The sequence below is a fragment of the Rhodococcus sp. 05-2254-5 genome, assembly GCF_002258575.1.
In the GTDB taxonomy this organism is placed as follows: domain Bacteria; phylum Actinomycetota; class Actinomycetes; order Mycobacteriales; family Mycobacteriaceae; genus Rhodococcoides; species Rhodococcoides fascians.
In genome coordinates, this window is sequence record NZ_NOZG01000019.1 from 62743 (window position 1) to 79498 (window position 16756).

Here is a 16756-nt window from a genome sequence, read left to right on the forward strand (position 1 = left end):
TCAGATCAGATTCTGTGACAGGTCGCGGCGAACGAAGCGGCCGTGTCCCGCGGTGCCGGAATAGGATCCACTGTCGACGATGACGCGCCCGCGAGACATCACGGTGTCCACTTGGCCGTCGATCTCGAAACCCTCGTACGCCGAGTAGTCCATGTTCATGTGGTGAGTCTTCTCGACCCCGATGCTGGTGTGCCCGTTCGGGTCGTAGATCACGATGTCGGCATCTGCTCCCGGGCTGATGACGCCCTTTCTCGGATACATACCGAACATCCGGGCCGGGGTGGTGCAACAGACGTCGACCCACTTCTCGAGGGTGATCTTGCCGCTCTTGACCCCCTGGAACATCAAGTCGATGCGATGTTCCACCGAACCGATTCCGTTGGGAATCTTGGAGAAATCGCCGATTCCCATTTCTTTCTGGTCCTTCATGCAGAACGGGCAATGGTCGGTACTGACGGTTGCCACGTCACCGGTGCGCAGGTAGCGCCACAGTTCGTCCTGATGGCCCTCGGCCCGCGACCGCAGGGGCGTCGAGCAGACCCATTTGGCCCCCTCGAAGCCGGGTGCACCGAGTTGTTCTTCGAGCGAGAGATAGAGGTACTGCGGACACGTCTCGGCAAACACGTTCTGCCCGTTGCCCCGAGCCTGCGCAATCTGTTCGAGAGCCTGTTTTGCCGATACGTGCACGACGTACAGCGGCGCTCCGGTGACGTCGGCCAGCATGATCGCTCGATGCGTCGCCTCTTCCTCCAGCTGCCACGGACGCGATGTCCCGTGGAAGTACGGGGCCGTGTCGCCGCGTGCGATGGACTGGGCCACGAGGACATCGATGGCAATCCCGTTCTCCGCGTGCATCATCAACAGCGCACCCGTTTCCGCCGCCGACTGCATGGCTCGCAGGATCTTGCCGTCGTCGGAGTAGAAGACCCCCGGATACGCCATGAAGAGTTTGAAGCTGGTGACACCCTCGGAGACCAACTCGCTCATGGCTTTCAGCGAATCATCGGTGACGTCGCCGATGATCTGATGAAACCCGTAATCGATCGCGCACCGACCGGCGGCCTTGTCGTGCCACTGCGCCAGAGTGTCCTGGACGCGTTGGCCGGGAGTCTGGATGGCGAAATCCACGATGGTCGTCGTACCACCCCACGCCGCTGCGCGCGTCCCGGTTTCGAAGGTATCGGAGGCGAACGTGCCCCCGAACGGCATCTCCATGTGCGTGTGTCCGTCGACGCCGCCCGGAATCACGTACTTCCCGGTGGCATCGATGACGACGTCCGCCGATGTCTTCAGATCTGCGGCCAAGGACACCGAGCCGGGTGCCAGCACTGCGACGATGGTCTCACCGTCGATGAGCACATCCAGTTCCTGTGCGCCGGTGGTGGATACGACAGTGCCGCCGTGCACGAAGGTGGTGGCCATCAGGGTTGCACCAGTGGGCCGTAGGCGTCGGGTCTGCGATCACGATAGAACGCCCATCGGTCGCGGACCACTTTGATCAGGTCCATGTCCAGGTCCCGAACGACGATCTCCGACTTGGAATCCGACGCCACCTCGCCGACGAATTTGCCCTCGGGATCGACGAAATAGCTGGTGCCGTAGAAATCGTCGTCGCCGTACTCGGATTCGATTCCGACGCGGTTGATCGCACCGACGTAGTACTCGTTCGCGACGGCGGACGCGGGTTGCTCGAGCTTCCACAGATAATTCGACAGACCCCGTGAGGTCGCCGAGGGATTGAAGACGATCTCGGCACCGGCGAGTCCGAGAGCACGCCAGCCTTCGGGAAAGTGCCGGTCGTAACAGATATAGACACCGATGCGGCCGACGGCGGTATCGAACACCGGCCACCCCAGGTTGCCGGGGCGAAAATAGAACTTCTCCCAGAATCCGTTGACGTGGGGAATGTGATGCTTGCGGTATTTACCGAGATACGTGCCGTCTGCGTCGACCACAGCAGCGGTGTTGTAGAGCAACCCGGGCTGCTCCTGCTCGTAGACGGGCAGGATCATGACGATCCCGAGCTCTTTCGCCAACGCCGCGAACCGGTCGACCGTCGGGCCCGGTACAGATTCGGCGTACTCGTAGAATTTCGCATCCTGGAGCTGGCAGAAGTACGGACCGTAGAAAAGCTCTTGAAAGCAGACAACTTTCGCGCCCTGCTCGGCGGCTGACCGAGCGAACCCCTCGTGTGCCTCGATCATCGATTCTTTGTCACCGGTCCACGTGCTCTGGACCAACGCAGCTCGAACTGTGGACATCATCGGCACTCCATCTCTCGCTGGCTTGCACCCTCAAGGTATTTTGCGCCGTGTTACGGGATCGTTCGTCCGGTTTCGTATGTATTAATCGTGCACAGTTCTCGGCGAACTCACGAGTTCGAGTTGGGCAACAACGCGCGGACTGCATCGATGGTGTCTGCGGTAGCAAGGTTCTTGTCCGGTCGGTATCGCAACACTCGGGCGAAACGCAGCGCTACCCCGCCCGGATAGCGCGAGCTGACCTGCACTCCGTCGAGTTCGATTTCGACTATCAACTCGGGCCGCAGGTACACGGTGTGCTGATCTCGCTCGCGTTCGTGCTTCGGGAATTCCTCCGTCTGCCACTGCAGCAGCACATCGGTCAGGCCTTTGAACGTCTTGCCGACCATGATCGGTTCACCGCCGTCGGGATCGCGGGCCCCCAGATGCAGGTTGGACAGAAAGCCCGTACGTCGGCCGTATCCCCACTCCGCGCCGAGAACAACGAGATCGAGAGTGTGTTCGGGTTTGACCTTCTGCCAACTCTTTCCGCGCCGGCCTGCCGCATACGGGGCGCTCAGGGCCTTGAGCATGACTCCCTCGTGCCCGGCATCGAGCGCAGCATCGAAGTGGGCGGCCGCCCCGTCGGCGTCGGGCCGTACGGCACTCGGAATCCGATGGCCCGGTGCCACCTTGTCGAGCGCTGCGAGACGCTCTTCGAGTGGAGCGTCGAGCAGATCGACGCCGTCGAGATGCAGACAGTCGAAGAAATAGGGCTGCAGCAGCAACTCGTGCGCGCTCTCGGCACCGAACCGGCTCATCGTTTCCTGGAACGGACGCGGTCTGCCGCTGTCGTCCAGTGCGAGTGTTTCGCCATCGAGGACCACCGACTCGCAGGGAAGTGCACGGACCAGTTCCACCAGCTCGGGCACGCCGGCGGTGATATCGCGCAGGGTGCGGGTGTAGATGCTCACGTCGGATCCCGAGCGATGCACCTGAATTCGGGCACCGTCCAGCTTGTACTCGACCGTCACATCCCCCGCCAGCTGCTCCCAGGCACCCCGAAGAGACTCCGCCGGCGACGCCAGCATCGGGCGAACCGGCCGACCGACTTCGAGTCGAAAGGCGTTCAATGCCTCGACACCACCGGTCATGGCGGCGACGGCAGTGGCAGACAATCGACCGGACAGCATGAACGCCCGCCGCACCGACGCCTGCGGCAGAGCTGTGGCAGCGGCGACAGCGTCGACCATGATGCCCTCGAGCGCACCTTGCCTCAGCTCGCCCGTGACCAACCTGATGACGAACGCACGCTCGTCGGCAGTGGTCCGCGAGAACAAGTCCAGCAGCAGGGCCGAACGTCGCGCAGCCGAACCAGCGCCCGACGTCGCCGCCACCTCGGACAACCTCTCGTCCACCTCGGCAACGGTCAGCGTCGACTCCGATGCGGACGGGACATCCAGATCTGCGAGTGTGCGCCAGCCGACCCCGATCCGTCCCTGCGGCAATTCGCCCGACAACCACGACACCGCCGGTGCGATATCAGCCGCCTGAGCCTCGGACAGCACAGCACCGAGCTCCTCGATCTTGACCTTGCGCGAACGCGTCGCGGCCACGGCCCGAGAGGTTTCGACAATCCTGGACATCAGCACTCATCGAACATAACCGCACCCACCGACTGGCCTACCCAACCGGGTCATTCCGCAGGCTCCACTCCTGCCTGACATTCAATTGTTACCGCTGGGACTCCAGCGGCCGGTGTTCTTGCTGTTACGTTCGATGCATGCCTGTGACGTCCCGAGCAGGAGTGAAGCGTGCGGAACGACCCGGCGGCGGGCCGGCGACGGGTCAGCTGAATCCCACCACCCGGTCGCCCCAGGCAGCGCGCATGTCTCCGTCGGGATCGTCGACGAGCGTGTCGGACGTATCGATCACCAGAGTCCATCGATTCTTCTCGGTGTACGGGGCCCAGTGCTTGGACGCGTCCAGCGCGGCCGGTACTCCGTACCGCGCGAAGGCCAGCCACCGCCGCTGCATCCGGGCCGACACCGCCATCGCCGGTTTCCGACCCCCCAGCCAGAAGGTGGGATCTCGGTTGAGAGTTCCGAAATTGCCGAACACGTACGGCAGTTCGGTCGCGTGGCCGGCCCCTACTCGCGCGGCCTTGAGCATCGGCGTCGCGTGATCGAAACGGTACATCCAGGTCGGCGAATGTCTACTGTGCCCGTCGGCGATCCACAGACTCGGCATGACGAAGCCTGCATCACGCGAGATCGCCTGCGCCCCAGCGGGTTTGTTCCTGTCCGGGTAGGCGGCCATGATCTCCGCGATGCGCGAGGCGGGCATGTCCGCGTGATCGTGCGCGATGGCCTTGAACATCTCCGAGACGGTGTCGGACGTGATCGGCATCAACGGGGACTTCATGAACCGGAAGATCGAGGGCTCGTCGTGGTTGGTGCCGATGATCAACGGAATTCTGTGCGACAGACCTTTTTGGAAGGCCGCGACCGGATAGCGGGGCACGATGTCTCCGTCGACGACGGGCGAAAGCCCCAGCGTCCCAGGCACTGTGGTCGGAATCTCGTAGCAGAGGGTGTCCCCCGCGGTGACCAGTCTGCTGAAGTGCATCTCGAGCAACTCGCCGACGTCCTCGCGGTCGACCCCCACGAGCTCGAGGAACCGGGCGGCCACCGCAGCGCCGCGTTCGGGACCGTACACGGACGTGGCCGGGGCACTTTGCACGATCGCTCGATGGAAGAGCCCCTCGGCCTTGGGCGAGGTCATCAGAGTGGTGACCGACGCGCCCCCGGAGGACTCGCCGAAGACGGTGATCTCGTCGGGGTCCCCACCGAAGGCGGAGATGCACTCCCGAACCCATTGCAGCGCCGCAATCTGGTCGCGCAAACCGAGATTGGTCTCGAAGACGTGCTCGTCGGTGGAGAAGGACGACAGATCGAGAAAGCCGAATGCGCCGAGACGAAAGTTGATCGAGACCACGACCACGTCGCCGTTCTCGCTCAGATGTCGCCCGTCGTACACCTGTTGCGCAGACGAACCGAGCGAATACGCGCCGCCGTGGATCCACACCAGCACCGGACGCAGTTCGCCGTCCGGCCGTGGTGCCCACACGTTGAGCGACAGGCAATCCTCGGAGATCGACAACGACGGATCGATCGGGACCGGGCTGTCGCGGCCCTGCGGTGCCATCGCACCGAAGTGCAGACCGTCGAGCACGCCGTTCCACGGCTGCAGGGGACGCGGTGCTCGAAACCGCAAGTCACCCACCGGCGGCGTCGCGTACGGAATACCCCTCCAGGCGACGGTCGGCGATGCGTCGGCCGCAACCGGGTAGCCGAGAACGTCGCCGTACGGCGTGCTCACACGCACGGTGGAGTCGGACGTGTCCATCGCACCTCCCTTCGGGTCGTTGCTCAACGTACCAACTCCATCCCCGACGCCGGCCTCCTCGAAACCCCCGCCAGCGCTCCCATCGAACCGAGGAACGAGTCATGAAGAGAATTGGATCCGCCCTGGCGGCGGTCGTCGGAGTGTGTCTGTTGTCTGCCTGCGGTTCGAGCGGCGGAGGTGACGGACCCATGGCGACGGTCATCACCGACCGCCCCCAGCCGATCACGGCGGTTCCGACCACCGACCGTGGCCTGCCGTCGAGCAGTGTGCCTTCCACGCCGTCCTCCACGACACCGTCCAGCACCACGAAGACCACGCCGAGTGCCGTTGCGCAGCAAGCGAACCCGACGCAATACGCGGGCAAGGCTCCGGGCTGGTACTACTTCACGAGCCCCAGCGGCAAGTTCGAGTGCGGTATAGCCGTACAAGAGACGTCGATCGCCGGTTGCCACGGCTCGCTGCCCGACTCGGCCCCCGAGGTGACCGACAGTGCATCCTCCGAACGGGTGAAACCCAATTCCGTGCAGATCATCGCCGGCTCCCCCGCGAAGTTCGAGAGCCTGGGCGATCCCAAGTTCCACCGATTCGACGGACCCGCGGCGGCACTCCCGTACGGCGAAGAACTCACCGTGGCGGGTAGTGGATCCACCAACGGGCTTCGATGCAGCGTCGACGAGCAGACCGGAGTCACCTGCACCGATCAGGTCGGCCACGGTTTCACCGTCTCGGACGACGATTTCGACCTTCGCTGACGGCGTCGTTCGCGCGGCGAAAGACCAGGCGTAATGTCCCAGGACGGTACGACAATCCCTGCCGTACGGTCTCCCCAGCGGCCGGCGCCCGCGCGCGGCCAGAAGGTGCATCACACATGAATCAGACCTCGGACCGTCACACAGCGAAGGTCATCGGCGTCAGCGTCGCCGCCGCTGTAGGCGGCTTCCTGTTCGGCTTCGACAGTTCGGTCATCAACGGAGCTGTCGATTCGATCGAAGACCACTTCTCTCTCGGCTCGTTCACCACCGGCTTCGTGGTTGCGATCGCCCTGATCGGCTGCGCGATCGGTGCCTGGTTCGCCGGTAGCCTCGCCGATCGCTGGGGCCGCAAGAAGGTGATGCTGCTCGGCTCGGCCCTGTTCGTCATTTCCTCGGTCGGCTCCGGGCTCGCGTTCAGCGTTCCCGATCTCATGCTCTGGCGTGTGCTCGGCGGTCTCGGCATCGGTATCGCGTCGGTCATCGCACCGGCCTACATCGCCGAAATCGCGCCCGCCAAATGGCGTGGCGCGCTGGCCTCGCTGCAGCAATTGGCGATCACCATCGGTATCTTCGCTGCCCTGCTGTCCGACGCCCTTCTCGCGGGTGCGGCCGACGGAGCCTCCAACGACCTGTGGTTCGGTGTCGAGGCGTGGCGCTGGATGTTCCTCGTCGGTGTGGTCCCCGCTCTGGTCTACGGAATCCTGGCCACCCTGATCCCGGAGTCACCCCGCTACCTTGTGGGTCAGCATCTGGACGAGGAAGCCGCCGCGGTTCTGGCGAACATCACCGGCGAGCTGCATCCCGACGAGCGAGTGCACGAGATCAGGCTGACGCTGCGCAAGGAGGCCCGATCGTCGTTCGCCGACATCCGTGGCCCCAAGTTCGGTCTGCAGCCGATCGTCTGGGTGGGCATCACGATGGCCGTCCTGCAACAGCTGGTCGGCATCAATGCGATCTTCTACTACTCGACGACGCTGTGGCGGTCGGTCGGGTTCACCGAGGACCAGTCGTTCACCACCTCGGTCATCACCGCGGTCATCAACGTGGCCATGACGTTCGTGGCGATTCTGTTCGTCGATCGCATCGGCAGGCGCAAACTGCTGATGGCGGGGTCCATCGGAATGTTCGTCGGACTCGTCATGGCGTCCGTCGCCTTCTCGCAGGCGACCGGCAGCGGCGACGAGGTCAGTCTGCCGTCGCCGTGGGGTGCGATCGCGTTGGTCGGGGCGAATCTGTTCGTCATCTTCTTCGCATCGACCTGGGGGCCGATCATGTGGGTCATGCTCGGCGAGATGTTCCCCAACCGGATGCGCGCCATGGCTCTGGGTATCGGTACGGCTGCGAATTGGATCGCCAACTTCGCTGTCACGCTTGCCTTCCCACCACTGACGTCGTCCGTCGGATTGTGGGTCATTTACGCCGGCTTCGCGCTCTTCGCTGCGCTGTCGTTCCTCTTCGTCAAGTCCAACATCCGTGAGACCAAGGGCATGGAGCTCGAGGACATGCTGGGCTAGACCCAGGCCGAGGTGAAGGGGCAGTAACACCGGCACATCGTGACCGGTGTTACTGTCACTGACGTTCTGACACGGGGTGTGTCCGCCGATGCGGATGCTGAGATCAAACCCGCCGAACCTGATGCAGGTAATACTGACGAAGGGATGTCAAGGCGATGACGCCTGTTGTATCTGCGGACCCGGTCCGCTTCACCACTCGACTCTGGGACGCATCCGCGCACATCAGACGCGCGATCGACGATCTCGAATTTCTCTGCCTACTCGGTGCGGGAACCCTTCCACTCGACGCGTTCCGTCGATATCTGGAACAGGATTCGCTGTATCTCGGTGGCTACGTGAAGTCGCTGTCCCTGCTGGCAGCGCACGCGCCGACACCGGTGGCCGGAGCCTTCTGGGCCGGCGCTGCAGCGAGTGCGATGGACGAGGCCGCCTCGCACGAGGCCATGCTCACCGGAGACGTTCTCCCGCCCTCCGCCGAGACGCCGACGCCTTCACCGGCATGCCTCGGCTACACCTCCTATCTGACGGCCGTCGCCGCGACCGAGCCGTATCCCGTTGCGGCGGCAGCTGTTCTGCCGTGCTTCTGGATCTACGCCGACGTCGGCCGCTCGCTCGCCGGAGCGGCGAAAGCCGTGCTGGCACGCGATCCCGGTCATCCCTACGCACAGTGGGTGGCCAACTACGACGCACCCGAATTCCATGCCATCGTCGATGCCGCCAAGGGCTTCGTCGACGACGCGGCCGACTCTGCGACGGAACTGCAGCGTGAGCAGATGATCGACGCCTTCGTCGTTGCGTCGAGGTACGAATTGATGTTCTGGGACAGCGCATTACACCCCACTCCGTGGCCATCGACCGAGAGCGCGGTGCACGCATGAGAACGTCTCGATCGCTCACGGTGATGGTGGCGACAGTCCTCGCAACCACGGTGATGGCCGGCTGCTCGCAGTCGACGGATTCCGACACCATCCGTTTCGCCCTCGACTGGACTCCCAACACCAATCACACCGGCCTCTACGTCGCCCTTCAGGAGGGCTACTTCGCCGACGCCGGGCTAGATGTTGAAGTACTGCCGTACAACAACACGGCCGCAGACACGCTCGTCGATGCAGGCAACGCCGAATTCGGTATCAGCACCCAGAGTTCGACGGTCTTCGCGAGATCCGCCGGCGCCCGGACCGTGTCCGTCCTCGCACCACTGCAGCACTGGGCCACCGGCATCGGAGTGCGTGCGGATCGGGACGACATCGCGAGCCCACGCGCACTCGACGGCAAGGTCTACGCCGGTTTCGGTGAATCCGGCGAGCAGGCCGGGCTCCGGCAGGTCATCGAGAACGACGGTGGCACAGGCGAATACGAGACCGTCGTACTCGGCACATCGGCCTACGAGGCGGTGTACTCCGGCACTGCGGACTTCACCGTGTCCTACCTCGCATGGGAGGGCATCGAGGCAGAGCACAGCGGAACGCCGATGAAGTACTTCGATTACACCGATTACGGGTTCCCCGACGCCTACGCCATCACCATCAACGGGAACGAGCCGTGGCTGGCTGCGCATCCGGACGAGGCGAAGAAGTTCGTGCAGGCGCTGCAGCGTGGCTACCAACTCGCAGCGGACGATCCGGACAGGGCGGCTCAGGATCTGATCGACGCCAATCCCGGTACGTTCACCGACGAATCGTTGGTGTTCGAGAGTCAGAAGATGCTCGCAGAGAAGTACATGAAGGATTCCGCGGGCGAAGTCGGACGACAGAGCATCGACACGTGGACCGCGTACTCGAAGTTTCTCTACGACAGCGGGGTACTCACCGATCAGAGCGGTGCACCGCTGAGCGCCGAACCGGACTGGTCCACCTATTTCACCGATGACTACCTCGGCGATCGATGAGCCGGTGACCGCCGAGCGAGATACGTTCTCGCTCAGCGGTGTCCGAGCTTCGTTGCGGTGGGCATGGCCCGCGGTGACCGTCGTCGTCCTGTCGATCGCGGTGTGGCAGATCTATGTCGAGGTCAGCGGCATCAGGCCACAGGTACTGCCCTCCCCCGGCCGCGTTCTCACGCAGGGCTGGGCCCAACGCGAGGCGATTGCCGAGAACGCCGCAGCGACACTGCAGGTGACACTCGTCGGGTTCGCGGTCTCGCTCGTGCTGGCCTGGCTGCTCGCCATCGCCGTGGACTTCTCCCCGTGGCTGCGCCGTGCGTTCGTACCCTTGTTCGTCGTCTCGCAGACACTGCCGATCATCGCCATCGCACCGCTGCTCATCATCTGGTTCGGGTTCGGACTGTTACCGAAGATTCTCGTGATCGCACTGGCGACGTTCTTTCCCATGGCCATCGGGCTCATCGAGGGGTTCGCCGCCGCAGATCGCGACGCGCGAGCCCTCCTGGCCACCATGGGGGCCGGCCGCTGGCAGCAGTTCCGCTACGTACGGCTGCCGTCGGCACTTCCTCGATTCTTCACCTCGCTTCGCATCGGCATCACCTACGCCGTCGTCGGTGCGATCTTTGCCGAATACGCAGGAGCCACCGCAGGACTCGGTATCTACATGAGTCAGCAGAAGAATTCGTTCCGTACCGATTTGGTACTTGCAGCCGTTGCCGTCACCGCGGTGATCAGCGTGCTCCTGTTCGTCTCGACGTTCGTGGTCGAACGCGTCGTCGCCCCGTGGGCACGTCAGGGGTCGGCGGGCCACAATGTCTGATCTCGAGCACAGCATCGACATCTCGGCTCTGAGAAAATCGTTCGGCGGAAAACCGGTACTCGACGGCGTGTCGTTCGGCGTCCGGCCCGGTGAATTCGTGTCGATCATCGGTCCGAGCGGCTCGGGTAAGAGCACGGTGTTCAACATGCTCGCCGGCCTCGATACACCCGATTCGGGCTCGGTCCGAGTCCCGCCGTGTGCCTACATGCCGCAGAAGGACCTACTGTTCCCGTGGCGATCGGTGCTCGACAACACCTCGCTCGGCCTCGAAGTACAAGGCGTCGCCAAGAAGGAGGCACGAGCGCGGGCACGCGAGTTGTTCCCGGTGTTCGGTCTCGACGGGTACGAGTCCGCTCGCCCGTCCGAACTGTCCGGTGGCATGCGGCAACGAGCAGCACTGCTGCGCACCGTGGTGCAGGGACGGTCGGTGTTGCTGTTGGACGAGCCCTTCGGGGCATTGGACTCGTTGACCCGTAGTGACATGCAGGCCTGGCTGCAGCAGGTCTGGTCGGAGTTCAGGTGGACGGTGCTGATGATCACCCACGACATCCGCGAGGCGGTCTACCTGTCCGATCGGGTGGTGGTCCTCTCGCCACGACCCGCCCACGTTCGACGGCAGGTCGACGTACCGCTGCCTCGACCCCGGGAGCTCGAGATCGTGACGACGCCACAGTTCGCCGCCGTCGAGAAGCAGTTGATGGATGTTCTGTCGAGCTCGCCGAACCATTGACCGAGCCGATGCAGGGCTCAGTCGACGCAGGGGATGCCGCCGTTGCTGTGCACACCCTGGTCCGGGGCGGCCGGTAGGTCCTGGGACGGCTCGGGTACGGCTACCGCGAGCGGTGGTGGTGGTGCCGGATCCGACGTCGGGTCGAGGGCTGCGGGCGCCGGTTGCGCAGGACCGATCAATCGCGCTGCGTCGGCTCTGATGGCGTCGACGTCGACGAGATTGACGTCCTGACCGTCGACGGTGTCGTAGCCCGTGATCGGCAGCGTGTAGAAGTCGATATCGCCCTTCATGACGGCACCGGCTCCCCCGGCAAGGCCGATCGGGTCGAGGCCGGCGTCGATGACGATGTCGTTCTTGGTACCCGCGATCAGCGCACGCAATTCGCTGATGTTCGCCAGCACGCCGGATGCGCTGAGCTTGGCCATAACCCCGGCCACGAACGCCTGCTGCCGCTTGGTTCTGTCGAGGTCACCGTTGTCGAGTCCGTGCCGTTGACGCACGAAGGACAATGCCTGAGTCGCGCTCAATTCCTGCGCACCCGCAGGGAAGTCCGCACCCGAGTACGTATCGTGCACCGGGTTGTTCAGGCAGACCTGGATCGGGCCGACTGCCGTCGCCACGTCGTAGAAGCCCAGAAGATTGACTTCCGCGAAGTGATCGATCGGCACATCGAGGAGATCGCGAACGGCCGTCAGCGTCGAGCGGCGGCCCGCCTCGCGTGCCCGACGCTCACGCTCGGCCGCGTCGGTGACACCCTCGTCGAGCAATTGGGTGTCGGCATCGGCCTTGGCGAGCCCGTAGGCCTCCTTGATCTTGCGCTTGCCGTACCCGGGAACGTCGACGTAGTCGTCGCGCGGTATCGACAGCACTGTCGCTCGTCCACCGCCGGCCGGAAGATGCACCAGCAGAAGCGTATTGGTGTTGTATCCCCCGACGTCGCTGTCACCGGCATGCAGGGTGTCGGTGACGAACGCGGCCGGCAGATCGTTGCCGTCCATGTCCTTACGACTGTCGAGCCCGATCAACAGAATGTTGGTGTCGGCACCGTTGACATCCGGATCGTTGTTCGCGATACCGTCGAGCGCATCGGAGGTGGTCAGTCCGGTGGTTGCCTCCCGGTAGACCGCGAATCCGACGCCACTGACTGCGACGGACGCCACCGCCGCCGTCGCGACGAGCACCCGGCCGATCCGCAGCGCAACAGCGTGGTCGCCGGACGGACGCGCCAACCGGTGGCGTCCTGGTCCACGTTCGATGCCGCTACCAGGGCCGTTCGGTTGCACCCTGACAGGCTACTCGGCTCTCACACGGGCGAGATCGTGCCCAGACGCCGCGCGAGCTCGTCGACGGCCGAGAATGCCGCGTCGAGGCTGGCCCGAGCCTGCGGAATCTTCGGTGCCAGACCGGCAACCCGCTCGGCAAGGGTCAGGTCGATCGGGACGAAATGCACGTCCATGCCCAGTGCAGCGCCGAGAACCTGCCGCAGCTGCCCCGTGGTGTGGTCGATCGACGCTGCTTCCGAGCCCGGGGTGTACTCGTTCCCCCGACTGGTGACCACAACCGCAGGCTTGCCGACGAGTGGTGCTGTGTCGCCGTCGAACGGCACCGTGATGCCGGGAACGTGCACGTAGTCGATCCACGCCTTCAGCGTCGACGGGATCGACCAGTTGTACATCGGCGCACCGATCAGTACGACGTCCGCGGAGATCAGTTCCTCGATCAGCTCGACCTGAAGAGCCTCGGCTGCCGCGTCCACGGTCTCGTCGGCAGTCCGCAGGTGCGGTGCCCAATGCAGTGCCGAGGTCGGCAGATGTGGCAATGCATTGACGTGCAGATCACGGCGAATCACCGAATGATCGGTTCCGATGGTGTGCCACGCGTCCGAGAAGTGGGCTGTCACCCGACGGCTGATCGAACGGGACAGGTCGGCAGACGAATCCAGGTGCAACAACTGCGGCACTGAAACACTCCTCGGATGGTGGGTGTCCCGAGCCTAGGCGAACCGGACGCTCCTATCCTGGTCGGATGGACTTCCGATTCGTCACCCGCGCGCTGAGTTCGCGCTCCGCCGCACGAATCACGACGGCACTGCACGAGAACACGGACACGGACGTCGATGTCCGTCTCGGCGGAGTGTCGGTGGACCTGGACGACTCCGCGCGCGCTGCGGTGCTCGAACTGCTCACCCAGCTGGCCACCGCCAGGGCTGTGGCCATCGGAACCGTCGAAGAACTGCTGACGACCTCGCAAGCGGCAGAGGTACTCGGTGTCTCCGACACCTACGTCCGGCGCTTGGCAGACGCCGGAGACCTACCGATCGAAATGCGAGGCACCCACCGACGCTTCCGGCTGGAAGACCTTCTGCGACACCGTGATCGATTTCGCTGACGGGCTGCGGCGGCCGATCAGCCGGCCTCGCGCTCGAACTGCTCGGACTGCAATGTCATGAGGTCACGAAACGCGTGGCCGGCTGCACGCCACAGCTGTTCCGCATCGATGTAGTCCACGCCGCGAAGGTCGACGTCTCCCAGATACGCCCCGACGTCGACCGACAGCATCCCGATCACCGACGACACCTCTGCATCCAGGTATGTCACCCGCGTGTTCTGAAGTTCTCGAAACTGCGTCGAGAAGAATTCCGCCGGAATTCTCCGATCGACGAACTGTGCGATGAGAAAAAGGAAGCGGGACGAATGAGCGGATGCCGCTCGGTATGACTGCTCCATGGTGAATACCTCTCCCCACGGTCGACAGCACCCCTCGCACTGTCGACCGTCGAGCTCGCTGAGACCCGAAACCCGATGCACAGACGAACTCTCGAGCATCGATTCGACCCAGCGATTGAAACAGGGAGCTCGTCGTACAAGCGCCAGGTTAATCAGACACTTCGACGGTTTCCGCACGTTGCGCGAAGTTGGTGAAAGCTCACAAGATCACCGCGTTCACCTGCTAGTTCTTACTGAAAGGAACCGAGGGGGGCGCGATCGGGAGTGTCCAACTGCCAGAACTGCCAGCCGTCCCGCTCCTCGACATCTCCGCTGATGTGCGTGGCGACGGCACTGGCGGCGACGGACGGGTTGTCGAAGCGTCGACCCTCCATCGGCCCGGCCGTGATTTCCAGGCGCTGAGTGTGCGGGTCGAATCGCCCGCTGAGCCGGTATCCCTCGCAATCGGCCACCACCCGTACCCGGTTGTCGATCACTTCCTCTTCGACCACGACCTTGGACTTCCGCGTTGCTTTGACCCTGGGCGTGCGAACCCACGTCTGCTCGGGTCCGACGTCGACGGACGTGTCCAGGGTGGCGCTCAGTCCCAGCAGTTCCCAGCGCTCACTGCCGTGAGCCACCCTGTCGACTGCAATGGCGTGATGCCCGGTTCGCGTCCGTAGCGGCGAATCCTGCACCCACAGATCCACTTCACCGCGAATATCCGACGCCATCTCCTCGGAGGACACCATGTAGAAACGCGGTTCCTCGGTTGCCAGGTCCACGAACACCCAGTACGACGACCCCGTGTCGTCGCTCTCGAGCGACTCGTCCTGTCTGCGGGCCTTCCAGTCGCCCGTCACCTTCGATCGCACCCGCACGATGCACGAGGACTTACCGTCCATCGACCAGACCTGAACGGGATTGCGACGCGAGGTGGTCAGACGCTCCGCGCGTCCACCGCGCTGCGCGACGGTTCTGATGAAAGCCTTGATTCCCCGGTCGGATGTGTCTTCCACGGTTTGCCGCCTTAAGCCTCGAGCGCCCCGTACTTATGAAGAGAGGTGTTGCGACGGGTGGCGCTCGCACGACTCGGTTTCCCTCAGCCTACTGCGTCGATGCGTGCTCGAGTAACTACCGAACGATCGCCGTTCGGCTGCCGGTTACCGTGGAGACATCGAACACTGCCAGGAGGTACCGCAATGCCGGTGACGATCACCCATGACACCGCTGCCCACCGATTCGAGATTCACGTCGACTCCGAGCCGGCCGGGTACTCCGAGTACTTCGAGTCGAACGGCGTCCGAACCTTCCACCACACCGTGACACTGCCTCGGTTCCGCGGCCGAGGGCTGGCCGCCGCGCTCACCGAATACGCCCTCGACGACACCAGCACGCAGGGCCTCCAAGTGGTCCCTGCGTGCTGGTTCGTGCGCGACTTCATCGACGCAGCCGGCGATCGATATTCACATCTGGTCAAACGATGACCGGTCAGCGATTTACCGAGACGAATCCGGACCCGATACCGGATTCAGAACTGTCACCGTTTCCGGGTGTTCCCTCGTCGTTCCCGGTGGTTTTCCCGACCGATTCCTGAACGGGTTCGATTCGTTCTTGTGCCGCAACACTTTCCGCAGCCCGCTCGGCTGCTACGCGACGCCGTTCGTAGTTCTCGACACCCCGGGCAACCCGTTGTCGATGTTCACTCAAGACATGTTCGTAGTACATCTGTTCTCCTACAGAAAGAATGGACGCCTCACACGGAGCACAGCCGTGCGGCGCAAAATAGTCGACGCGTCGTTGTCGAGGCTCATCGGCCTCGATCCGCGAAAGCTCTACTCAGAGAGCGTGATCGGCAATAGCCGCGGATCGCGTGTAGACGACGCCCCGGCCTGCGAGCTCGAAATTTGCTGCCATTGTCCACCTCCACGATCGATGCGATGTACCCGTACGACGATCATGCACTGCCGAGGCATCGAACTCCACTGATTAAATTCGGCGCTCGAGAATTGTTGTGCAGCTGGGCGTTCCAGGGGCACACGCGAACGAGTGGTGGAGTGCGGCCCAACTACTTCGATTCGATCGGCCGGTAGACCTTCCCGGTGTACGCGAACGCGCGCGCGTTTGTCAGGTACGCGCGTTCCGGTGTCGCTGTTCTGCTCGCGTGTGGCGAACGCGCTCGCGTGTGCGAACGGGGTGGGGTGGCGTCTCAGCGGCCGACACGGCTGGGGATCACCGATCCCCTTTGTCTGCGCGATGCGCTCGCGTATGCAACGGGGGGTGGGTGTTGCGCGTGAGCGTCCGGCACTGTCGGAGGCGACGTGGTGCCGGCACCTCTGGTGCTATGCGAACGCGCGCGCGTTTGTCGGGTGCGTGCAGTCTGGTGTCGCTGTTCTGCTCGCGTCCGGCGAACGCGCGCGCGTTCGCGGCCCTGGGGCGAGGGGGCGGGCGGTCCGTATGGCGATGATGGGACTGGGGGTGCAGAAGTCGATGCCTGCGCATTCCGGCGCCTACGCATTCCGCTTGACCGCCTGAATCCTGTTGCGGCTGTGCATGGTTTCGAATGCAAAATACCCCTGACCGTGAGGTCAGGGGTATTTTGGGATGTTGTGTTCGGCGGTGTCCTACTCTCCCACACCCTGTCGAGTGCAGTACCATCGGCGCTGGAGGGCTTAGCTTCCGGGTTCGGAATGGGACCGGGCGTT

16 protein-coding genes, 1 rRNA gene and 1 riboswitch are annotated in these 16756 nt (G+C 63.8%); of the genes, 8 read left to right on the forward strand and 9 right to left on the reverse strand.

The genetic code is table 11. The annotated features are described in order from the left end of the window. From hydA to CH278_RS11865, 4 genes are all read right to left on the reverse strand, one after another. Positions 1 to 1422, reverse strand: coding sequence for a dihydropyrimidinase (hydA, locus tag CH278_RS11850; RefSeq protein WP_094621965.1), 1422 nt, complete (start codon positions 1420 to 1422; stop codon positions 1 to 3). Next, a complete protein-coding gene (locus tag CH278_RS11855; RefSeq protein WP_201011551.1) occupies positions 1422 to 2261 on the reverse strand; it encodes a nitrilase-related carbon-nitrogen hydrolase in 840 nt (279 codons plus the stop codon). Before CH278_RS11855 ends, hydA begins: the two co-directional genes overlap by 1 nt. A gap of 110 nt (positions 2262 to 2371) precedes the next feature. Next, a complete protein-coding gene (locus tag CH278_RS11860) occupies positions 2372 to 3892 on the reverse strand; it encodes an ATP-dependent DNA ligase (RefSeq protein ID WP_094621966.1) in 1521 nt (506 codons plus the stop codon). A 196-nt stretch (positions 3893 to 4088) separates the two neighbouring features. Further along, the gene (locus tag CH278_RS11865) at positions 4089 to 5648 is read right to left on the reverse strand and encodes a carboxylesterase/lipase family protein (protein ID WP_094621972.1); all 1560 of its coding nucleotides are present in this window, start codon (positions 5646 to 5648) and stop codon (positions 4089 to 4091) included. A gap of 101 nt (positions 5649 to 5749) precedes the next feature. Here CH278_RS11865 and CH278_RS27460 point away from each other — a divergent pair, with 101 nt between their 5' ends. The 6 genes from CH278_RS27460 to CH278_RS11895 all read left to right on the forward strand — a co-directional run bounded on the left by CH278_RS27460 (position 5750) and on the right by CH278_RS11895 (position 11346). Continuing rightward, positions 5750 to 6400, forward strand: coding sequence for a hypothetical protein (locus CH278_RS27460; protein WP_179274340.1), 651 nt, complete (start codon positions 5750 to 5752; stop codon positions 6398 to 6400). A gap of 116 nt (positions 6401 to 6516) precedes the next feature. Next, positions 6517 to 7914: a sugar porter family MFS transporter gene (locus CH278_RS11875; RefSeq protein ID WP_027497956.1), complete on the forward strand. Its 1398-nt coding sequence runs from the start codon at positions 6517 to 6519 to the stop codon at positions 7912 to 7914. Positions 7915 to 7976: 62 nt separating this feature from the next. Continuing rightward, positions 7977 to 8076: riboswitch (TPP riboswitch) on the forward strand. Next, entirely contained in the window at positions 8070 to 8792 is a 723-nt protein-coding gene (locus CH278_RS11880) for a TenA family protein (RefSeq protein ID WP_032374004.1), read from the forward strand. Its footprint overlaps the riboswitch before it by 7 nt. A gap of 23 nt (positions 8793 to 8815) precedes the next feature. Beyond that, the gene (locus tag CH278_RS11885) at positions 8816 to 9802 is read left to right on the forward strand and encodes an ABC transporter substrate-binding protein (RefSeq protein WP_051365412.1); all 987 of its coding nucleotides are present in this window, start codon (positions 8816 to 8818) and stop codon (positions 9800 to 9802) included. Then, complete coding sequence (locus CH278_RS11890; RefSeq protein WP_027497959.1) at positions 9780 to 10616, forward strand: ABC transporter permease; 837 nt, start codon at positions 9780 to 9782, stop codon at positions 10614 to 10616. The genes CH278_RS11885 and CH278_RS11890 overlap by 23 nt, the downstream gene beginning before the upstream one ends. Then, entirely contained in the window at positions 10609 to 11346 is a 738-nt protein-coding gene (locus tag CH278_RS11895) for an ABC transporter ATP-binding protein (RefSeq protein ID WP_094621967.1), read from the forward strand. Before CH278_RS11890 ends, CH278_RS11895 begins: the two co-directional genes overlap by 8 nt. Before the next feature lie 17 nt (positions 11347 to 11363). On the opposite strand, the gene CH278_RS11900 is transcribed toward CH278_RS11895, so the two are convergent. Beyond that, positions 11364 to 12629 carry an LCP family protein gene (locus tag CH278_RS11900; RefSeq protein ID WP_094621968.1) on the reverse strand — a complete coding sequence of 422 codons (1266 nt, stop codon included), beginning with the start codon at positions 12627 to 12629 and terminating at the stop codon, positions 11364 to 11366. 20 nt (positions 12630 to 12649) lie between these two features. Further along, positions 12650 to 13306 (reverse strand): FMN-dependent NADH-azoreductase, encoded by a 657-nt coding sequence (locus CH278_RS11905; protein WP_027497962.1) that lies wholly within the window; start codon positions 13304 to 13306, stop codon positions 12650 to 12652. Positions 13307 to 13371: 65 nt separating this feature from the next. Here CH278_RS11905 and CH278_RS11910 point away from each other — a divergent pair, with 65 nt between their 5' ends. After that, complete coding sequence (locus CH278_RS11910) at positions 13372 to 13734, forward strand: helix-turn-helix domain-containing protein (protein ID WP_032365543.1); 363 nt, start codon at positions 13372 to 13374, stop codon at positions 13732 to 13734. 17 nt (positions 13735 to 13751) lie between these two features. Here the strand turns inward: CH278_RS11910 and CH278_RS11915 are convergent, their stop codons facing one another. Then, positions 13752 to 14072, reverse strand: coding sequence for a colicin immunity domain-containing protein (locus CH278_RS11915; RefSeq protein WP_027497963.1), 321 nt, complete (start codon positions 14070 to 14072; stop codon positions 13752 to 13754). A 230-nt stretch (positions 14073 to 14302) separates the two neighbouring features. After that, positions 14303 to 15070: a hypothetical protein gene (locus tag CH278_RS11920; protein WP_032365542.1), complete on the reverse strand. Its 768-nt coding sequence runs from the start codon at positions 15068 to 15070 to the stop codon at positions 14303 to 14305. A gap of 183 nt (positions 15071 to 15253) precedes the next feature. Here CH278_RS11920 and CH278_RS11925 point away from each other — a divergent pair, with 183 nt between their 5' ends. Further along, entirely contained in the window at positions 15254 to 15538 is a 285-nt protein-coding gene (locus CH278_RS11925; RefSeq protein WP_027497965.1) for a GNAT family N-acetyltransferase, read from the forward strand. 1124 nt (positions 15539 to 16662) lie between these two features. On the opposite strand, the gene rrf is transcribed toward CH278_RS11925, so the two are convergent. Beyond that, positions 16663 to 16756: ribosomal RNA gene (gene rrf / locus CH278_RS11940) — 5S ribosomal RNA — on the reverse strand; the annotation flags it as partial.

Excerpts from the sequence above, each read along its gene's own strand:
- hydA (WP_094621965.1), bottom strand. The coding sequence starts at position 1,422 with ATGGCCACCACCTTCGTGCACGGCGGCACTGTCGTATCCACCACCGGC.
- CH278_RS11855 (WP_201011551.1), bottom strand. The coding sequence starts at position 2,261 with ATGTCCACAGTTCGAGCTGCGTTGGTCCAGAGCACGTGGACCGGTGAC.
- CH278_RS11865 (WP_094621972.1), bottom strand. The coding sequence starts at position 5,648 with ATGGACACGTCCGACTCCACCGTGCGTGTGAGCACGCCGTACGGCGAC.
- CH278_RS27460 (WP_179274340.1), top strand. The coding sequence starts at position 5,750 with ATGAAGAGAATTGGATCCGCCCTGGCGGCGGTCGTCGGAGTGTGTCTG.
- CH278_RS11875 (WP_027497956.1), top strand. The coding sequence starts at position 6,517 with ATGAATCAGACCTCGGACCGTCACACAGCGAAGGTCATCGGCGTCAGC.
- CH278_RS11880 (WP_032374004.1), top strand. The coding sequence starts at position 8,070 with ATGACGCCTGTTGTATCTGCGGACCCGGTCCGCTTCACCACTCGACTC.
- CH278_RS11885 (WP_051365412.1), top strand. The coding sequence starts at position 8,816 with ATGGTGGCGACAGTCCTCGCAACCACGGTGATGGCCGGCTGCTCGCAG.
- CH278_RS11890 (WP_027497959.1), top strand. The coding sequence starts at position 9,780 with ATGACTACCTCGGCGATCGATGAGCCGGTGACCGCCGAGCGAGATACG.
- CH278_RS11895 (WP_094621967.1), top strand. The coding sequence starts at position 10,609 with ATGTCTGATCTCGAGCACAGCATCGACATCTCGGCTCTGAGAAAATCG.
- CH278_RS11910 (WP_032365543.1), top strand. The coding sequence starts at position 13,372 with ATGGACTTCCGATTCGTCACCCGCGCGCTGAGTTCGCGCTCCGCCGCA.
- CH278_RS11915 (WP_027497963.1), bottom strand. The coding sequence starts at position 14,072 with ATGGAGCAGTCATACCGAGCGGCATCCGCTCATTCGTCCCGCTTCCTT.
- CH278_RS11925 (WP_027497965.1), top strand. The coding sequence starts at position 15,254 with ATGCCGGTGACGATCACCCATGACACCGCTGCCCACCGATTCGAGATT.